General features: G+C 45.4%; 18 protein-coding genes. 9 read left to right on the top strand and 9 right to left on the bottom strand.

What is annotated here, in order from left to right; all coding sequences use genetic code 11:
• Positions 1 to 114: 114 nt before the first annotated feature.
• From FHW36_RS04405 to FHW36_RS04395, 3 genes are all read right to left on the bottom strand, one after another.
• On the bottom strand, positions 115 to 2,160 hold the full coding sequence (locus FHW36_RS04405) for a thioredoxin domain-containing protein (RefSeq protein WP_145662816.1): 2,046 nt from the start codon (positions 2,158 to 2,160) through the stop codon (positions 115 to 117).
• A gap of 168 nt (positions 2,161 to 2,328) precedes the next feature.
• Positions 2,329 to 3,123 (bottom strand): uroporphyrinogen-III synthase, encoded by a 795-nt coding sequence (locus FHW36_RS04400; RefSeq protein ID WP_145662813.1) that lies wholly within the window; start codon positions 3,121 to 3,123, stop codon positions 2,329 to 2,331.
• A 35-nt stretch (positions 3,124 to 3,158) separates the two neighbouring features.
• Positions 3,159 to 4,235 (bottom strand): DUF4271 domain-containing protein, encoded by a 1,077-nt coding sequence (locus tag FHW36_RS04395; RefSeq protein ID WP_145662811.1) that lies wholly within the window; start codon positions 4,233 to 4,235, stop codon positions 3,159 to 3,161.
• A 191-nt stretch (positions 4,236 to 4,426) separates the two neighbouring features.
• On the opposite strand from FHW36_RS04395, the gene hemW reads away from it, so the two are divergent.
• Positions 4,427 to 5,551: a radical SAM family heme chaperone HemW gene (gene hemW, locus FHW36_RS04390; RefSeq protein WP_145662807.1), complete on the top strand. Its 1,125-nt coding sequence runs from the start codon at positions 4,427 to 4,429 to the stop codon at positions 5,549 to 5,551.
• A gap of 53 nt (positions 5,552 to 5,604) precedes the next feature.
• Here the strand turns inward: hemW and FHW36_RS04385 are convergent, their stop codons facing one another.
• Both FHW36_RS04385 and FHW36_RS04380 read right to left on the bottom strand, forming a co-directional pair.
• Positions 5,605 to 6,579, bottom strand: coding sequence for a deoxyhypusine synthase family protein (locus tag FHW36_RS04385; protein ID WP_145662804.1), 975 nt, complete (start codon positions 6,577 to 6,579; stop codon positions 5,605 to 5,607).
• 150 nt (positions 6,580 to 6,729) lie between these two features.
• Entirely contained in the window at positions 6,730 to 7,182 is a 453-nt protein-coding gene (locus tag FHW36_RS04380; protein WP_145662801.1) for a hypothetical protein, read from the bottom strand.
• A 370-nt stretch (positions 7,183 to 7,552) separates the two neighbouring features.
• Between FHW36_RS04380 and FHW36_RS04375 the strand changes: the two genes are divergently transcribed.
• The 6 genes from FHW36_RS04375 to FHW36_RS04350 all read left to right on the top strand — a co-directional run bounded on the left by FHW36_RS04375 (position 7,553) and on the right by FHW36_RS04350 (position 12,536).
• On the top strand, positions 7,553 to 8,149 hold the full coding sequence (locus FHW36_RS04375; RefSeq protein WP_145662797.1) for an acyl carrier protein phosphodiesterase: 597 nt from the start codon (positions 7,553 to 7,555) through the stop codon (positions 8,147 to 8,149).
• 91 nt (positions 8,150 to 8,240) lie between these two features.
• Complete coding sequence (locus FHW36_RS04370; RefSeq protein ID WP_246121065.1) at positions 8,241 to 8,834, top strand: DUF2911 domain-containing protein; 594 nt, start codon at positions 8,241 to 8,243, stop codon at positions 8,832 to 8,834.
• A gap of 359 nt (positions 8,835 to 9,193) precedes the next feature.
• Positions 9,194 to 10,333 (top strand): cystathionine gamma-synthase, encoded by a 1,140-nt coding sequence (locus tag FHW36_RS04365; RefSeq protein WP_145662792.1) that lies wholly within the window; start codon positions 9,194 to 9,196, stop codon positions 10,331 to 10,333.
• Between the two features lie 127 nt (positions 10,334 to 10,460).
• Positions 10,461 to 11,234, top strand: a complete 774-nt coding sequence (locus tag FHW36_RS04360; RefSeq protein ID WP_145662790.1) for a TIGR02757 family protein — start codon at positions 10,461 to 10,463, stop codon at positions 11,232 to 11,234.
• 16 nt (positions 11,235 to 11,250) lie between these two features.
• Complete coding sequence (locus FHW36_RS04355; protein ID WP_145662787.1) at positions 11,251 to 12,192, top strand: DUF6263 family protein; 942 nt, start codon at positions 11,251 to 11,253, stop codon at positions 12,190 to 12,192.
• Positions 12,192 to 12,536 (top strand): hypothetical protein, encoded by a 345-nt coding sequence (locus tag FHW36_RS04350; protein WP_145662784.1) that lies wholly within the window; start codon positions 12,192 to 12,194, stop codon positions 12,534 to 12,536. The genes FHW36_RS04355 and FHW36_RS04350 overlap by 1 nt, the downstream gene beginning before the upstream one ends.
• 28 nt (positions 12,537 to 12,564) lie before the next feature.
• Here the strand turns inward: FHW36_RS04350 and FHW36_RS04345 are convergent, their stop codons facing one another.
• Both FHW36_RS04345 and FHW36_RS04340 read right to left on the bottom strand, forming a co-directional pair.
• Entirely contained in the window at positions 12,565 to 13,221 is a 657-nt protein-coding gene (locus FHW36_RS04345; RefSeq protein ID WP_145662780.1) for a sterol desaturase family protein, read from the bottom strand.
• Between the two features lie 188 nt (positions 13,222 to 13,409).
• On the bottom strand, positions 13,410 to 14,657 hold the full coding sequence (locus tag FHW36_RS04340; protein ID WP_145662777.1) for a serine hydrolase: 1,248 nt from the start codon (positions 14,655 to 14,657) through the stop codon (positions 13,410 to 13,412).
• 175 nt (positions 14,658 to 14,832) lie between these two features.
• Between FHW36_RS04340 and FHW36_RS04335 the strand changes: the two genes are divergently transcribed.
• Entirely contained in the window at positions 14,833 to 15,846 is a 1,014-nt protein-coding gene (locus tag FHW36_RS04335) for a fumarylacetoacetate hydrolase family protein (protein WP_145662774.1), read from the top strand.
• Position 15,847: 1 nt separating this feature from the next.
• Positions 15,848 to 16,741 carry a flavin reductase family protein gene (locus FHW36_RS04330; RefSeq protein ID WP_145662770.1) on the top strand — a complete coding sequence of 298 codons (894 nt, stop codon included), beginning with the start codon at positions 15,848 to 15,850 and terminating at the stop codon, positions 16,739 to 16,741.
• A gap of 62 nt (positions 16,742 to 16,803) precedes the next feature.
• Here the strand turns inward: FHW36_RS04330 and FHW36_RS04325 are convergent, their stop codons facing one another.
• Complete coding sequence (locus FHW36_RS04325; protein WP_145662765.1) at positions 16,804 to 17,562, bottom strand: DUF4197 domain-containing protein; 759 nt, start codon at positions 17,560 to 17,562, stop codon at positions 16,804 to 16,806.
• Positions 17,563 to 17,600: 38 nt separating this feature from the next.
• On the bottom strand, positions 17,601 to 18,434 hold the full coding sequence (locus tag FHW36_RS04320) for a universal stress protein (protein WP_186452297.1): 834 nt from the start codon (positions 18,432 to 18,434) through the stop codon (positions 17,601 to 17,603).
• Positions 18,435 to 18,512 lie beyond the last annotated feature (78 nt).

The raw sequence follows: 18,512 nt of genomic DNA, 5'->3' as shown, positions 1-18,512 counted from the left end.
ACTCAGAACCATTCTGTAACTAGTTTAAACGTTGCTTTTAACATTTTATTATATAAACGTAATAACATTTATTGAATCAAGCCTCTCCCTTACAGGGGGCAAGTTACATAATTATTATATTAAATTAATAATTTCTTGTATATAACTAACCGGCTTAATGCAATGATAATCTTTACATAAATACACTAAAGTTTCATTTTCCTTTAGCCGATCGGTTAAAAGTGGCATCTCCGGAATATTTTTTTCTGCTCCTATCAAAATCCGGTACGGGATAAACCATTTTCCGGCTTCTTTCATCCTTTCTTTAAAATCTTTGCCCACAATCGCCAGTTCAGGGGTACCTTTCACAAACTGTAATAGCTGGCTGGCCCATACACCAAAAGAGGTGGGATAGCGTACCACCGTTTGCGCCAGCCCGGAAACTGCGGCAACACAGCGGTCGGCCCACGGCCGTTTATCAAAAACAACGGAAAGATACCAAAGGTTCTGCATCATAATCGCATTTCCGCTGGGTACCGCCCCATCGTATATCTCCTTTTTACGCACAATCACATCGTTTTGGCCGGCAATGGTATAGTAAAAGAAGTGACCGGCTTCATCGCTGAAGTGCCTGATTACAAATTCGGTGATATCCCGTGCCTCGTAGAGGTAATTTAGCTCCCCGGTTATTTCTTGCAGGGCTATCAATGCCCGTATCAGGCAGGCATAGTCGTCGAGGAAAGCGGGATATTTTGCCTCGTTGTTCTTCCAGGTATGCAAAAAGGCCTGCCCGGAAGCCGTTTCACGGAAACTGGATAAACAAAAGTCCATATTCCGTACTGCCATCTCCCGGTATTCTTCAACTCCCAGTGCTGTGTATGCTTTACAACAGGCATGTACCATCATGGCATTCCATCCCAGGAGTATCTTGTCGTCCAGGCCAGGTCTTACCCGGTTGGCCCTCACTGCCAGCAGTTTTTCCCGGCAACCTTTCAGCATGGCCGCCAGGACAGGCGCGTCATAGCCATTCGCCGCAGCAAATGACGCCAATGGCTGCCGTACCCATAAAATGTTCTTTTCTTCCCAATTTCCCTCGTCTGTTATGTCGTAGTAGTCGCAAAACACCTTTGCCTGCTCCCCCAGCACATGATGAATTTCGGCTTTACTCCAAACATAAAACTTGCCCTCCACGCCTTCGGAATCGGCATCCAGCGCAGCATAAAAGCCACCTTCCGGAGCCGTCATCTCCCGGGTAATAAAGCCCATGGTATCCTGGATGGTTTGGGCATATATTTCATTGCGGGTTAACTGGTAAGCATCACAAAGCACATCGAGTAACAGTGCATTGTCGTACAGCATCTTCTCGAAATGGGGCGCCAGCCATCTCTCATCAGTAGAATAACGGGCAAAGCCACCTCCGAGCTGATCGTACAGGCCTCCCTGCAACATCTTATCCAGCGACAACAAGGCCTGTTGCAATGCTGCCGGGTGCTCCCAGGTGTGGTGATACCGCAGCAGGTACCCTATCGTAAAGGTTTGCGGGAATTTGGGCGCCCGCCCAAAACCGCCCCAGGTAGTATCAGATTGCCGTAGTATATTTTCACAAATGGTATCGCATTGGGATTTAGTAAATAGTTCTTCCCGTGGGATATGCACATCCAGCGAGGATGGCAGGCCAAATTGGGCTGATTGGTGAATATGCTGTACCAGATTATCGGCCTGGCTTTCAATATCCGCACGTTTATTTACAAACGCGTCATGCAGTGACAGGAGCACATCCGTCCAGGAAGGCCGGTTATAGGCCTTCACAGGAGGGAAATAAGTGCCTCCGTAAAAAGGTTTTTTTTCTGGTGTCAGAAAAACATTGAGTGGCCAGCCTCCGGCGCCGGTCATGGCCTGCACGGCATCCATATAAATGTGATCCAGGTCGGGCCTTTCCTCCCGGTCGATCTTTATATTGATGAAATGCTCGTTCATGATAGCTGCAGTGGCTTCATTCTCAAAACTTTCCCGCTCCATTACATGACACCAGTGACAGGCAGCATAACCAATACTAACCAGTATCGGTTTATCTTCCCGTAAAGCACGTTCCAGGGCTTCTTCTCCCCAGGGATACCAGTTTACAGGATTATGTGCATGTTGGAGCAAGTAAGGGCTTGATTCACTGATCAGCTTGTTCATGGATTCCGCTAAGCAATAATGATTGATAAAATATTCCGCTACAAAGAAATTTATTTTTTCATGATTATAAAGAAATATTTTTCGGCCTGTTCTGCTGAGAAAATATCGCAGTAAAAAAACAGGGATGGCATATGCCATCCCTGATGAATTTCTATAGACAGAAACTGTTTACTTCTTTGCTGCCAATGTGGTCAGATACTGTTCCAATGCGGCTGCCATAGAAGGCGCCTGTGGGAGCGGTGCTTTTACATCCAGCCTTAATCCTGCTTCTTCTACGGCTGCGGAGGTAGTAGGACCAAAGGCCCCGATATGGGTACCGTTCTGCTCAAACTCCGGCATATTTTCGAAGAGTGATTTTACACCAGAAGGGCTGAAAAACACGATCATATCGTAAGCAGTGGCGGCCAGTACTTCCTTTACATCTGTAGACACTGTTTTGTAAAGGGTAGCCGTGGCATATTCACACTTATTGGCTTTCAACCATTCTTCAATATCCTTCTTCTGACTGTCGGAACTGGGGAAAAGGAATTTCTCGTTGTCACGGTGCTTGTTCATTACTTCCAGTACCCCTTTCGTTGAGCCATCCGCGCCATAAAATACCTTCCGTTTACGATAAAGAATGAATTTCTGCAGATACAACGCTACAGCTTCTGTAATACAAAAGTACTTGCAGTCCTGCGACACTTTAATCTTCATTTCTTCACAGATACGGAAAAAGTGGTCAACCGAATTACGACTCGTGAAAATCACTGCCGTATAGCTAAGAATGTCGATTTTCTGTTTTCTGAACTCCTTCGCTGGCAAACCTTCCACCCTAATGAATGGGAAAAAATCCAACTTAACATTGAACTTCTTGGCCAGATCAAAGTAGGGTGACTTTTCAGTTTCAGGCTTAGGTTGAGAAATTAGGATTGACTGAATTTGTTTACCTTGCAAATCTTTTTTTGGCCCGCCTTTTATCATACGTTTTTTGCTCTTGTGTTAACAATAGGCGATAATCAGGGATTACCAGTTAACCAGATATTCTGCAGCACCTTGGTTAATATTAAAACGGGTGCTACTTCGAATGTGCAAAGGTAAAGAAAAAAATGCAATTTACTGAAGGATAGGTACTGCCTAACCAATGAATAAGATCTAATATACCTGTATATAACCAGTAATACTATAAAGAATAACGATATATAAAGGAAAGTACGGGCTATTTCCGGCTTACAGAATGCAATTATCACTAAAAAGGGTACCAGCAACACTCCCAGGATCTTATTAATCAGGTATAAAATGAAAATGTAAGCATCCGCCAGCTCACTATTGCCAAATAACCAACCACAAAATCGCAGCATGATGTATTTAAACCCATACACCACCGCCACCAACAAAACCAGGGCTGGAATCAACAGCCAGGGCTGGGCCTGCGGAAATACCTGTTGCCGGTATAGTACCAGGTAGAAGTACACTCCCAGCACGATGGCAAAAAATATATTCAGCAGGAAATTGGGAAACGGCGACTGTGACAGCTGGTCTTTTAATTGGCGCTGGCTCAACGTAGGATTCAGAAAAGCCCGGAAAAGATCGGAAAAATATTTCCGATAGGCCAGCCGCACAATACTCAGTATCAGCAGAATGCCTGCCATCAGGTAAATCAGCCAGTCCATATTGCGGTAAGGACGCAATGGATTAGTATCTGCAAATCTTGGCTTACCGGGCTTCAGGAAGATATTTTCCTGTGCCAGCTGTTTCATATAACGATCATAGTCGGATACCGGCTTTACCCTGGGTACAGCAGCCACCGCCACGCTATCGGTTTTATGCCCTGCCGTATCGGCGGATAAACGGGTGGAATCTTTTTTCTGATACCCCACCACCGGCAAAGCCGCCCGGGTACTATCTTTCTTCACCACTTGTGCAGCATCTCTTTTCAGCGGTGCTGTACGTGGTTTCGGACGTGAAGAATCTCCCGCCGTATGGCTTACCACTGGCTTTTTCTTTACTACCGGCTTTACAGCAGCGGAATCTGTTGTTTGTGCCAGTATCGGCAAATAACTGAAAATGAATAGCAGCAATAACCAGTTTCGCACCAGGAAAATATTTTGCAATGACTTTAAATCGGTTTTTCAACAATAACGTTCCGTTCTCCCGGAAGATTCAACGGCAATTAACACTGTCCTGTTCACAAAACAAAACTGAAACGTAATTTTGTCGCTGCAAAGATATTAAAATAGTCCATAGTTGACCCGTGAAACGGCAATGGCGGACCATTAAAACGTACATGTCGGGAATTTATTTACATATACCTTTTTGTAAACGGGCTTGCTACTACTGCAACTTCCATTTTTCCACCTCCCTGGCAGGGAAGGAGGCCATGGTAAATAGTTTGCTGGAGGAAATCACCCTGCAAAAAGACTACCTGGGCCAGGAGCCCGTACACACCATTTACTTTGGCGGCGGCACTCCCAGCTTACTGGATGCCGGTGAGTTACACGGGCTGCTGACAAAACTGCGCGCCACCTTCTCCGTAGCTGCCGATGCAGAAATAACGCTGGAGGCTAACCCCGACGATCTTACCGCCGATAAGCTGGTCATGCTGAAGGAGATAGGGATTAATCGGCTCAGTATAGGCATACAATCTTTCCACGAAGCCGACCTGGTGTGGATGAACCGGGCTCACAACAGCCAACAGGCGCTGAATTGCATACAGCTGGCGCGGGAAAAAGGGTTTGAGAACCTTACCATTGACCTTATTTATGGCGGACCAACCCTCAGCGATGAGGATTGGGAACAAAACGTACAACAGGCCATTGCCCTGGGTATTCCCCACTTATCCTGTTATGCACTCACCGTAGAACCGGGAACCGCCCTGGGCCACTTTATCAAAAAGAAAAAAATGGCGCCCACCGACCCGGATAAAGCGGCCCGTCACTTTGAAATGCTAATGCAATGGCTGGAAGCAGCAGGGTATGAACATTATGAAATTTCCAATTTTGCCTTACCCGGATGGCATTCCCGGCACAACAGCAGCTACTGGCAGGGGAAATCCTACCTGGGATTGGGACCATCAGCCCATTCTTTCAATGGCATATCCCGGCAATGGAACATCGCAAACAATGCCCAGTATATAAAAAGCATTACTACTGGTAAAGTGCCTTTTGAAATGGAATCGCTCACCACTTCCATGCAATTCAACGAGTACATTATGACGGCCCTGCGCACTTCTGCCGGCTGCCAACTGGAGTGGGTGGCCGAAAAATTCGGTGCCGACCTGGTCAATCAATTAATTGCCAATAGTCAATCCTTTATCAGGATGGGCCGTATGGAACGGGTAGGCGATGCGCTGAGGTTAACCAAGGCAGGAAGGTTATTTGCAGACGGTATTGCAGGAGATCTTTTTATATAAAAAAAGCAGCGGGAATAAACTTCCCGCTGCATGCAACTTTATCATCACCCGGATTACCAACCCAGGATATAGGCAAATATCAGCGGCGCTACGATGGTAGCATCTGATTCTACGATAAACTTAGGTGTGTGGATATCGAGTTTACCCCAGGTAATTTTCTCGTTAGGCACGGCACCAGAGTAAGAACCGTAAGAGGTAGTAGAGTCAGAAATCTGGCAGAAATAGCTCCAGAAAGGAACATCCGTCCATTCCAGGTCCTGGTACATCATAGGTACTACGCAAATCGGGAAATCACCCGCAATACCACCACCAATCTGGAAGAAACCCACACCTTTACCGGCGGAATTAGCGCGGTACCACTCAGACAGGAAAATCATGTATTCGATACCGCTCTTCATGGTAGACGTTTTCAGATCGCCCTTGATGCAGTAAGAAGCAAAGATGTTACCCATGGTGCTGTCTTCCCATCCCGGAACGATGATCGGAATATTTCTTTCTGCAGCGGCAATCATCCAGCTATTCTTAGGATCGATTTCGTAATGTTCTTTCATTACGCCGCTCAGCAGCAGCTTGTACATAAATTCGTGCGGGAAGTAACGTTCGCCTTTCTCTTCTGCTTCTTTCCAGATTTTATAGATATGTTTCTGGATGCGGCGGAAAGCTTCTTCTTCCGGGATACAGGTATCGGTAACGCGGTTAAAGCCTTGTTCCAGCAGGTCCCATTCTTCCTGTGGACTCAGGTCGCGGTAGTTGGGAACTCTTTTATAGTGTGTATGTGCTACCAGGTTCATGATATCTTCTTCCAGGTTTGCACCGGTGCAGGAGATGATATCTACTTTACCCTGACGGATCATTTCAGCGAAAGAAATGCCCAGTTCAGCCGTACTCATGGCACCGGCCAATGTCACCATCATTTTACCACCTTCCAGTAAATGTGTTTCATATCCTTTGGCAGCATCCACCAATGCAGCGGCATTAAAGTGGCGGTAATGGTGCTGGATAAATTGAGAAACGGGTCCCTTGTTCATGTCATTTAATCGTTTATACATTAGCAGTCTGGCTAATAAGCCTTAACAGGGGGCAAAGTTAAGATAATTTTTGAAGGGGATGGGTACTGTGTATAAACAAAAGAGCCCATCGCAAAAGCGACGAGCCCTGTATTTTTAACACTACTAAAACTAAGCTTTTTTCAGGCGGCTTTGTATTTTGAAATTGGCGTCCGGGTCAGTTTTAACGACAGTCCAGGTATCGCTGCTTTCCAGGGTAACAAAGTAAACCACGCTATCTTCTGCGGTATATTCTACTACGCAATAGATGCTGTTGCCGGGGAACTTTTTGTTTAACCGGGCAGATACTTTCAGCGGCAGCTGGTCGGCCTGCAGATAGCGGGAGGTAGCCACCAGGGAGCCATCTTCTTTATAGAAGGCAGTTACTTTGGTATTACTCAACGTAAATTTCGCGGTATATGTCCTGTTATCTTCGGTGTACCATTTTACATCGGTGGCGCCGGTAAATGCTTCATTAAATGCGCTGTTAATCTTATTATTAACAGTTGTTTCATAAGGTGCGGCCAAAAGTACATTTGCACTCAGTAACAGGGCGGCACCAACGAGGAGGATAATCTTTTTCATGGCGGAAAAATTTTATGTTGTTAGTGATTTTTTGTTTTTGATGTTTTTGATTTGATGAGTCAAAGCTACGCCGGGAAATGGCCAGTGGTCAAGGTATACTTTACTGATGGAGGCACTAGATTAGTTGGGCTATCCGCTTATGGACGTCCGCCTGACCGGTGGTGAACATCTGGCAATTCAGACCAGCCATAGCATGTCTGTTGGTGCCAACTTGCCAATGTTGCATGGCGCTGAGTTAAGAAAGTGTTAAAATGGATAAGTTTTCCATTAACAAATAACTTTTGGAAATAAAGACCAGGAATCCTAACCCGTTGAGGTCCAGCCCACTTCGCAATTCGCCCTATTTGGCATAAATGCGTACCTTGCTTTTATGAACCACCTGGCTCACGCTTATCTATCTTTCCGGCAACCTGGGCTGATTACCGGTAATCTTATCGCTGATTTTGTAAAAGGTCATAAACATTTATCGGCTTTTCCGGCGGATATACAGCAGGGTATCCGGTTACACCGTGCTATTGATACATTTACAGATCAACACCCGGTAACAGCCAGGGCTAAACTCTTTTTCAGGCCATCCTGCGGACTATACAGCGGCGTGTTTACAGATATCGTGTACGACCATTTCCTGGCTGGTGATACCAGCCGTTTCAGTAATGATGACCTTTATTCGTTTGCGCATTATGTTTATAGTGAAATTAACCGGCAGGCGCCCATCTTACCACCGTCTTTTCTCCAGATGTTCGAGCATATGCAAACGTATAACTGGTTGTATAACTACCATACTACCGATGGAATTTCCCGGGCCATCAGGGGGGTAGCACGGCGGGCAAAGTATCTGCAGGCAGATGGGAATATGGTATTTGCTGTTTTCATGGAATACTATAATGCATTGAAAATGTGTTATGAAGAATTTTTTCCTGCTTTACAGGCGCATGTAGAAAACTGGTTACAAATGGAAAACCACTAACAGCTTGTTAAAAGGCGGATGCGCTCTTTTCTGATTCCCTAAAAATAGGTAGGTTTGCGCCCATTACATTTACAGAAAAAAGCTTTCCAGGATGATGAACAAAGTTCTCCTTTTTGCCTTTGCAGCAGGCTTACTTAGTCTAAACGCCATGGCGCAGGACAAAAAACTACCACCACTCGATGCCAGCCCTATGGATATGGCCTACTACCCGGTAATGTACCCATATGTTGTAAAAGTAAAAGGCGAACCAGGATCATTGGTAGCCAGGGTTATTTACAGCCGTCCGCAAACCAAGGGCAGGGAAATTTTTGGCAACCTGGAAGAATATGGTAAAATATGGCGTTTGGGAGCCAACGAAGCTACTGAGATTGAATTTTTCCGCCCTGTAACCATTGCCGGTAAAGGTATTCCCAAAGGCCGGTATACGCTGTATGCCATCCCCACAGAAAAAACCTGGACCATCATCCTGAACAAAGAAACTGATATATGGGGCGCCTTTAAATATGACCAGAAAAAGGATATTGTAAGAACCGCGCTGCCGGTAGTGTCGCTCGATACTCCTGTGGAGGCTTTTACCATGGCATTTGAAAAAGGCGATCCGGGTGCCAACCTGATCATTGCCTGGGACAAGGTAAGCGTTAGCCTGCCTATCAAATGGTCGGATACACCGGTGAAGAAAAAGTAATAATAGCACTGCTTATAAAATAATTGAGGCGAAGAGAAAAGTATATTTTCTCTTCGCCTCAATTATTTTATGTAATAATATTTTTTTAAAAAAGAAAAAGCGGTAAGAATACCGCCTTAAGAATTTTAACCATATCCTATGAAAAACCTATTACGAAAGTAGGCGGATTATTCTTACCGGTGAGTGGCTAATTGGTGAACGATATAAAAATGTTCGTAACCGCTACAATTTATACGATCATATCATAATATTAGCTAAAATAGACAAGTGTCCCCTCTCATCAATTGAGCCCTGTTCAATCACAAAAACTAAAGTATATTTGGAAACCACCAGAAATTGATCATTTAAAACTTTAAGACATGAAGCTGGGAACCAAACTCATACACGCAGGTGTAGCCCCCGATCCTTCCACCGGCGCTATTATGACGCCTATTTTTCAAACTTCCACCTATGTGCAGAGCGCACCGGGGGTACATAAGGGCTATGAATATGCCCGGACCCAAAATCCGACCCGCGACGCCCTGCAAAATGCATTGGCAGCCATTGAAAATGGGACACATGGTATCTCTTTCGGCAGTGGGTTGGCGGCCACCGATGCAGTAATGAAGCTGCTGAATCCCGGCGATGAAGTGATTGCTACCAACGATCTTTATGGAGGTACCTACCGTATTTTTACCAAGGTATTTGAACGTTATGGCATCCGGTTCAATTTTATAGACATGTCTGATGCGCAGAATATTGAAGCGCATATCACTCCTCAAACTAAAATGATCTGGCTGGAAACGCCTACCAATCCACTTTTGAAAATTATCGACATTGCTGCCTGCGCCCAGATAGCGCGGAAAAGTGAATTGATACTCTGCGTAGACAATACCTTTGCTTCACCTTACCTGCAAAATCCGCTAGACCTGGGAGCAGATATTGTTTTGCATTCTGCCACCAAGTACCTGGGAGGCCATAGCGACGTGGTGCACGGCGCCATCATTGTAAAAAATGAAGCCCTCGCCCAACAGCTTTATTTTATCCAGAATAGTTGCGGCGCGGTGCCTGGTCCACAGGATTGCTTCCTGGTATTGCGTGGTATCAAAACCTTGCATGTGAGAATGCAGCGTCATTGTGAAAACGGTATAGTGGTAGCCAATTTCCTTCGCAATCATCCTAAAGTAGATAAAGTATACTGGCCCGGATTTACCGACCATCCCAATCATGATATTGCCAAACAACAAATGCGTGGCTTTGGCGGTATGATGTCTTTTACCCTGAAAGACGATAATATAGAATCTGCCAACCGTATACTTAGTAATACGCACCTGTTTTCACTGGCGGAATCACTGGGAGGGGTAGAATCGCTGATTGGCCACCCTGCCAGTATGACCCATGCCTCTATTCCCCGTGCGGAAAGGGTAAAAAACGGGCTGGTAGACTCACTGATACGTTTGAGCGTGGGTATCGAAGATGCCGGCGACCTCACCGAAGATCTGGCTAAGGCTATTGGATAGCAATAATTTTAATTCTTATCTGGTAAAAATTATCTTTACCGGAGCGTAAATATTTACCCTAACCATATCCCAGCCGCTTTCCCGTTGGCAACGGGAAAGCCAGGTGGTGATACACGTGATTTAACTTATGAAGATCCAGAAACTAAGGGAGTTTTTAGATGCCAAGGTCGCACACTACAATCACCTGGACTTTATTGCAAATGATCCTATTTGCATACCGCACCGGTTCAGTGTATTGCAGGATATTGAAATTGCCGGACTCTTTGCCGCTATACTGGCCTGGGGTAACCGCACCAGCATTATCAATAAGTGCACGGAACTGATGAAGATGATGGATGACGCGCCGTATGACTTTATCCGTCATCATCAACCCATGGATCGGATGAAATTACTTTCGTTCTGTCACCGCACCTTCAATGGCCTGGACCTCCTTTATTTCGTAGAGTTCCTTCAGCATTATTATACTAACGTAACATCGCTGGAATTTGCCTTCAGCGCACATATTACGCCGGAAGATGAAAATGTGGAGAAGGCCCTGATAGGATTCCGGAAAGTATTTTTTGCATTAGAACACCCGGAAAGAACCGGTAAACATATTGCCACTCCCGCCAAAAACTCGGCCTGCAAACGACTGAACATGTATTTGCGCTGGATGGTAAGAAAAGATGAAAATGGCGTGGATTTTGGGCTTTGGCGTTACATATCGCCAGCTCAACTGGTATGCCCAATGGACGTACATGTGAGCAGGGTAGCCGCCAGGCTGGGTTTAATACCGGAAGCAAAGGCCGATTGGAAAACAGCCGCCGCACTCACCCACCAGCTCAGAAAGCTGGACCCCGACGATCCGGCAAAATATGATTTTGCCCTGTTCGGTCTTGGCGTCATTGAGAAATATGTTTGATTTAATTGAAAAAGTAATGAAAAGATTTTTGGGACTGATGACAATGGTTGTAACGCTGGCCTTATCCGCCAGGGCACAGGAATATGTAGACCTGAAATACCGGTTTGAAAAAGGCCAGCTGTTTGAACTGGAACAGAAAAGCAGGAGCGAAACCTATATGACGGTAAATGAAGTAATGCAACGTACCACCCGGGACTATAACAATATCATCAGCATTGAAGTGACCGATGTACAGCCCGGTAAAACTACCCTCACTTTTCGTTACAAAGACCTGAAATTTAATTTCAACGCCAAAAACCAAAACATCTTCGTGGATGCGAAGGTGACCAATGATAAAGAACCTTTCCAGGCAGGTCTGAAAAAGGTACTGGACCAACCTTTTACCGTGGAGATACAAACCAACGGTATTATCAATAAAGTAGACGGTTTAGACGCTATTCTTGATAATGCTGCCAGCGCCTTCAGTTCCCTGAAACAAGACGAACAGGAAGCCTATAAAAAGCTGATGAAAGACCAGTTTGGTACCGACGCCTTCCAGGGGTGGCTGGAACAACTGCTTATTATGTACCCTGTCCATGGCATTAAAACAGGTACCCAATGGGAAGAAAACGTGCCCCTGCGCGGCGGCCTGATAGGCCGGGTAGACCTATACTGGAACCTGCAAACATGGGATGCGGAAACTGCTAAAATAGGCGGCACTAACAAAATAAAAACAGATAAGATACAGACGCTAACGCTGGAAGATGATATTAAGGCGACCGCCGAAATCAGCGGAACTACCTCTTCCAACTATCTCATAGACCGTGGCAGCGGATTACCCCGCATCTGTGTACAAAACACAGATATGGCGGGTGATTATACCTATAAGGTTAATAAGGCCAAACGTATTAAACACGACCTGAAAGTGCCGGTGAAAGTAGTGACCAATGCCTCCTACAAAATTAAACGCATGAAATAATGACGGCAGTACCCGCCCAATATCTCCAGGCCACAGCGCTGTGGACCCAGGAACACTTCGACATTAGCATACCCGTACAGGTAAGTGCCGACCAATTGGAAGAAATACTGGCGAAGAGGCTGGAAACACTGATCAGTGAAAACTTTCAGCAATTTATATTCCTGCTGTACCGGGTGGATGTATCAGAAAAGCAAGTGAAAGAAATATTGGACACGGCTGCCGCAACCGGGGCTGATCCCTATAAACCAATTGCAGCGCTCATCATAGCGCGGCAATTACAGAAAATTATCTCCAGGGCTACCTATAAACAGGATCATCTGCCCGATGACGAAGAAAGATGGTAACACCTTCTTTCTTCGTCACACCAGGATATTAAAACATCAATTCTTTTACCTTCTCCTTATCTTCTTTTTCCTTATCCAGGTCGAAGAAAGTACCAAATACCCTGTCCCATACAGAAGAACTTACGCCAAATCCCCTGTCTTCGCTCTTATAGTGATGCAGGTGATGGTTGCGCCATAAAGGCTTCATAAATTTAAAGGGAGGGTTCCAGGCATGAATTGCGTAGTGCATACTACCATAAATCAGGTATCCAAGGATAAAGCCCGGGAAAAACATGAAAGTGATCTGGCGCAGGAAAATGTACTGGGCGCCAAATATTACAGACGCCAATATCAGGCTGGGTATCGGCGGCATAAACAAGCGTTGCTTATCCCTGGGGTATTCATGGTGGTTACCATGCATCACGTAAATAAAGCGCTGTACTTTAGGCTTATCGCTTGCGAAATGGAATATAAACCGGTGCATGATATACTCAAAGAATGACCAGAAGGCCATTGCTCCGATAAACACGCCGAATACCGTACCGGGTGAAAAACCGAGTGTGTTATGGCTATAGTAAAGCATATAGCCGATAATGGGTAAATACAGTCCCCAGATCACAAGTGGATGCGTTTTGGTAAGCATCTCCAGATACTGGCTTTCAAATAATCTTGCCTGTCCTTTGTTCTTAATCTTTTCAAATTTCATAACTCCGAAGTTTAGAGTGCAGTTACGGGATATGAATAAAACCTTGCTTATAATTCCCAGACGGCCACGTCAAAAACAATGCATATTCAGATATGGCCTGACAGAACGCAAAAATACAACCTTCAGGTATTATTCCGAACACCAAGCCGACCTATTGGGTTATAAATAATATTTATCTCGTAGCTATGCTACTTCCCGTAACGAATATGGAATGATTGTAAGTCGGGTACATACTTTCGCTTCCGTTGCAATTCATATTGGTAAATAATTTCCCCCACTTCCCTAAAAAAAGGATATCCCTCTTCTTCATATTCATATTTGTCATCATTCAAAATACCGTCCCGGTTAACATACAAGTTCCCGGTGAGCATAAATTCAACTTTGTGTTCAAAATCAACAATATATGCCGCGTCTGTCAGGAAACCGTATGACCAGCCAGCCTTATTAAATACACGTATATACGGAGGAATGTTCCGCTTGCCATCTTTGAAAAAGAAGAATTTGGTATAGCTGTTAAAGTATTCCGTTGTATCATATTTCGGCCACTGCGTTTCCGAAGGATATTGCGACATATACTGGTATAGAAAACGATAGTCCTCCGGACTGAGGTTGAATCGTTGTGCCACCGGTACTGAAGCCGGAAACAATACCGCCTGTAACATCCGCTGCAAGGCCGTTAGCGGGAAATAATTGTGCCTGGTAAAGTCCATTGGCGAAAATATCAGCTTATCGTCTTTGTCGAGGTAGCCATGCCCCATAAATACCTTACGGCTGTAGTCGAAAGCCAGGGTATCGTATGCAGCTGGTTGTTCGTACACCAACTTCCCGTTAGCCTCAAAGCGAATAGGATTTGTATGCCGGTTTTCCTCTTCCGACAATGGCATAAATCGCCGTACAATACGCACTTTACCATACTCTTTTCCCCATAGCTTTTCATGGATAGCCTGTTGGCCGATAAACTCGTATAGCCTGTTATAGGCATCGTTATCGCTAATAAGAAATATTTTTTTAATATAATGATAAATAGAAGGAAGGCCATTGGCCGCCGAACTGTCGGTATGTACTATTACCTGACCGGCCCATACGCTATCGGTAAGCATGGGCGTGTTACCCGTAAGCCCCGGCGTATTCAGCGCATGCAGCTTCTCCAATGCCAGCAGGGCAATAGGCAATTTTACAGTGCTGGCGGGATTGTAGTATAAACTATCATTTACATGGAGATAATAATTTTTAAAATGGGGCGTGTTATCCGCATCCCGGTCAATTTGCGTATAAATAAGCTGGTAACGAAATGAGTCAGGGTATTGCAGTATATGCTGTAAAGCCGGAGAACCTTCCCGCTTCAGCAGATTTTCCAGCAGGGTATCTGTACGGGACTGCGCCGATAGAGATAGCAGATAATACCAGGACAATAAGAATAGTAAACAGCAACGCATATACGATCGATCTGTACATAAATATAAAGTAATTACCTGGCTGCTAACGGCATTTTTCTACAGACATTTTCCGGATTGGGCACTTCTCTTTAGAATTTACGAAAAAATACCCCCTGCATTTAAAGGCCCTCCTTATATTTGGTACTTCATACAACCAGAACAATTATCAACAACCATGAAATTAGTAAGCTATTTAAGAGAGGAAACAGACCAGCTGGCCATTTTGGTAGACGGACTGCTGTACAATGCCCAGGAGCTGCATCCTGATTTGCCTAATAATATGGGGATGTTCCTGATGATGTGGGAAGATGTTATAGACATCGCCAAACAGGCCGATGCCCATTTGAAAGCCGGTAAAAACCCTACGAGGGCTACTGGTGTTCCCGTAGGCAGTGTACAGTTACTTTCCCCGGTACCTTTTCCTACCTCCTGCCGCGATGGATATGCGTTCCGGCAACACGTGGCAGCGGCCCGCCGCAACCGTAAGGTGCCCATGATCCCGGAGTTTGACCAGTATCCTATCTTTTACTTTACTAACCATAATGCTATCCAGGGCCCCGGCGATATTCACTGTATGCCGGATCACTTTCAGAAACTGGACTTTGAACTGGAAGTAGCTGTGGTGATCTGTAAGGCCGGCCGTAATATTACTGCGGCGGAAGCAGATGATTATATCGGCGGTTACATGATTATGAACGATATGAGCGCCCGTACCCTGCAAATGGAAGAAATGTTGCTGAACCTGGGACCTGCAAAAGGAAAGGATTTCAGCACCGTGATTGGCCCTGTGCTGGTTACCCCCGATGAACTGGAATCGCTGAAAGTGCCTGCCCAACCAGGTCATACCGGCAATAACTACAACCTGAAAATGACCTGTAAGGTAAATGGTGTCCAGGTAAGTGAAGGAAATATGGGTGATATGGACTGGACCTTTGCAGAAATCATAGAACGCTGTGCCTATGGTGTCAATATTCTCCCCGGAGATGTTATTGGCAGCGGCACCGTGGGCACCGGCTGTTTCCTGGAGCTGAACGGTACCGGTAAACTCAACGATCCCGACTATACCGAGCAATGGCTGCAACCCGGCGATGTAGTGGAAATGGAAATTACCGGCCTTGGTGTCCTCTCCAATACTATTGTCCAGGAAGATAGTGATTTCTCCATACTGTCACTCAAGAAAAAAGGATAGTATGCAGGTAGATCCTTCCCAGATAAAAACAAGTGAACTGCATGCTTATTTGTTGGGGGCTGTATCACCGCGCCCTATTTGCTTTGCCAGCACCCTGGATGCAGATGGCCGGCCCAATTTGTCGCCCTTCAGCTTTTTCAATGTATTCGGATCCAATCCACCCACACTGATATTTTCGCCTTCCCGAAGGGTACGCGATAATACGGTGAAGCATACACTCGAAAATGTATATGCCACCAAAGAGGTGGTGATCAATGTAGTGAACTATGCGATGGTGCAACAGGCCTCCCTGGCCAGTTGTGAATACCCGGCGGGTGTCAACGAATTTGAGAAAGCAGGCTTTACCCCCATAGCTTCCGAAAAGGTAAGGCCATTCCGGGTGAAAGAGAGCCCGGTGCAAATGGAATGTATTGTAAAACAGATAATTGAAACCGGACAGGGTGGAGGAGCCGGCAACCTGGTGATTTGTGAGCCGGTGATGCTACATATCAACGAGGCCATTCTGAACGAACACGGTAAAATAGATCCGCATAAAATAGACCTGGTAGCGCGCATGGGTGGCGACTACTACTGCCGGGCGTCCGGCAATGCCGTATTTGAGGTGGCAAAACCCAATACCCAATTGGGCATTGGCGTAGATGCCTTACCGTTGGCGATCCGTCAGAGTCATATTCTCACCGGTAACAACCTGGGCCAACTGGGCAACGTTCATGAGATTCCCTTTGTAGATGCCTCCTTTCACGACGATCATCTCAAAAATATTATTCAATACTATAGTGTTACTCCCGATGAAATGGAAAAGGAGCTACACCATTATGCCAAGCGGTTGCTGGATGATGGAAAAGTAGCGGCGGCCTGGCAGGTATTGCTCACGGCGGCTGTAAACCAGCCGTAGTATTACGCGCAAAAAAAAGCAGCGATGAATGGATCATCGCTGCTTTTTTTTGCAGGCGCATGTTACTTTGCCCCAAATACCTTTTTCAGCAAATCGGTAGTCCTGGCCGCAGGATTAGCGCGGATAGCTACTTCTTCTTTTGCAATCTGGTCAAACAGGGCATTTACCGCCATGGTGGTTACATAGTCCTGCAGGTCTGGATTCACTTTATTGAAAGTAGTAGGCAGCTTGTTATAAGACGTTACGATATCTGAATAATAACGGGTGGCACTGGTGCTGTCCAGCGTCTTCCTGATCACAGGAGAAAAGGCCGCTTTCAGGGAATCTGTTGTTTTGTTTTTAAAGAAATCGGTCGCCGACGTATTGCCACCTTTTACCAGGTTTACGGCATCAGTAAGGGTCATTTGTTTGATTGCGTTCACAAAAATAGGCGCCGCATAGCCTACTGCTTTTTCAGCGGAGCGGTTAATTTGCAGGATGGCCTTATCTACCTGGCTGCCCAAACCTATTGCCCGTAGGGTATTACCAATTTTCACGGCATCTGCGGGGAGTAATAATTTATAGACATCACTGCCAAAGAAACCATCTTTTTTATTCAGCTTGGCGATACCGGACGCAACGCCTTTAGCCAGGGCTTCCTTAATAGCAGAACCGGCATCAGATTCAGTTAACGCAGCCAACGAACCGCCGGAACTGTTACTGTTGCTATTATTGTTGGCAGTAGTACTTTCCAGTTTTTTACTCAGTTTCTTCAGGAATTGGGCCTGGGTTGCCTGCAGGCAGAAGAAGCCCAGCAGTACTAATAATGAACGTTTAATCATATAGTTATTATAAATATTAATATCTGTAAAAGTATAAATTATTCATGTAATGTCAACAACGGTAAATGTGTCTGGTAGGCCAGTTTAGATGTACGGCTTCGTTTGAAAATACCTTCAAAAAGGCCGTGTTTCTTAGGGATAGCCAGGATGATATCCGCTTTATTCTCCTCTGCAAATTCAACAATTCCTTCTACGACATCCGGGTTATCGATAAAATGGTATACCGGGTTGAAATCCTCCAGCAGGGTATCCAGCAACATGGTTTCAAAAGGCGTATCTGTGCTGAAATGCCGGCTTTCATGGTCGATATTGATGACATGTAACTCTGCATTGAATATATGCAACAATTTCTTGAGTGGTTCTACCGGGGTAGTTTCTGCTATTTTGCGAAGGTCTACGGCAAATACAATTTTTTCAATAGGCTTGTACTTTGCGCCTCCGGGCACTATCAGCACGGGGTAGCTGGTATTTTTTACTACATCAATGGTATTAGAACCTACCAGTACTTCTTCCAGTTTACTACCGCCGGTGATTCCCATTACGATCAGATCCGCCGCTTCATTCTTGCATACTTCCTCAATCGTAGCTGCCAGTAGGGTATTATCTGCCCTTGTTACCAGTGTAGAACCGGGTGGCACCAAAGTATCCAGCTCCTTTTTCATTTTCTCCAGGCCTTCTATGCTGGCGGCTCGCAGGTCGTCTGGATTTACCATCGGAATCATGGTAGGAATGTCTGGAATGGGCACTATCAATTCGTAGGCGTGATACAATACGATGCGGGTTGTTCCCAGGTTCCGGGCCAGCGATAAAGCGTAGGTAGCAGCATTGTAGGCCGTATCAGAAAAATCGGTGGGTACTAAGATTGTTTTCATATGGCTACTTTTAAGATACCGATAAGTATTACTTAAAGTTAACGATGTGCTTTGGTTTATGAACGGTTTAAGAAAATT

The sequence above is a fragment of the Chitinophaga polysaccharea genome (genome assembly GCF_007829335.1).
Classification (GTDB): domain Bacteria; phylum Bacteroidota; class Bacteroidia; order Chitinophagales; family Chitinophagaceae; genus Chitinophaga; species Chitinophaga polysaccharea_B.
This window is presented reverse-complemented; position numbering and strand designations above follow the sequence as displayed.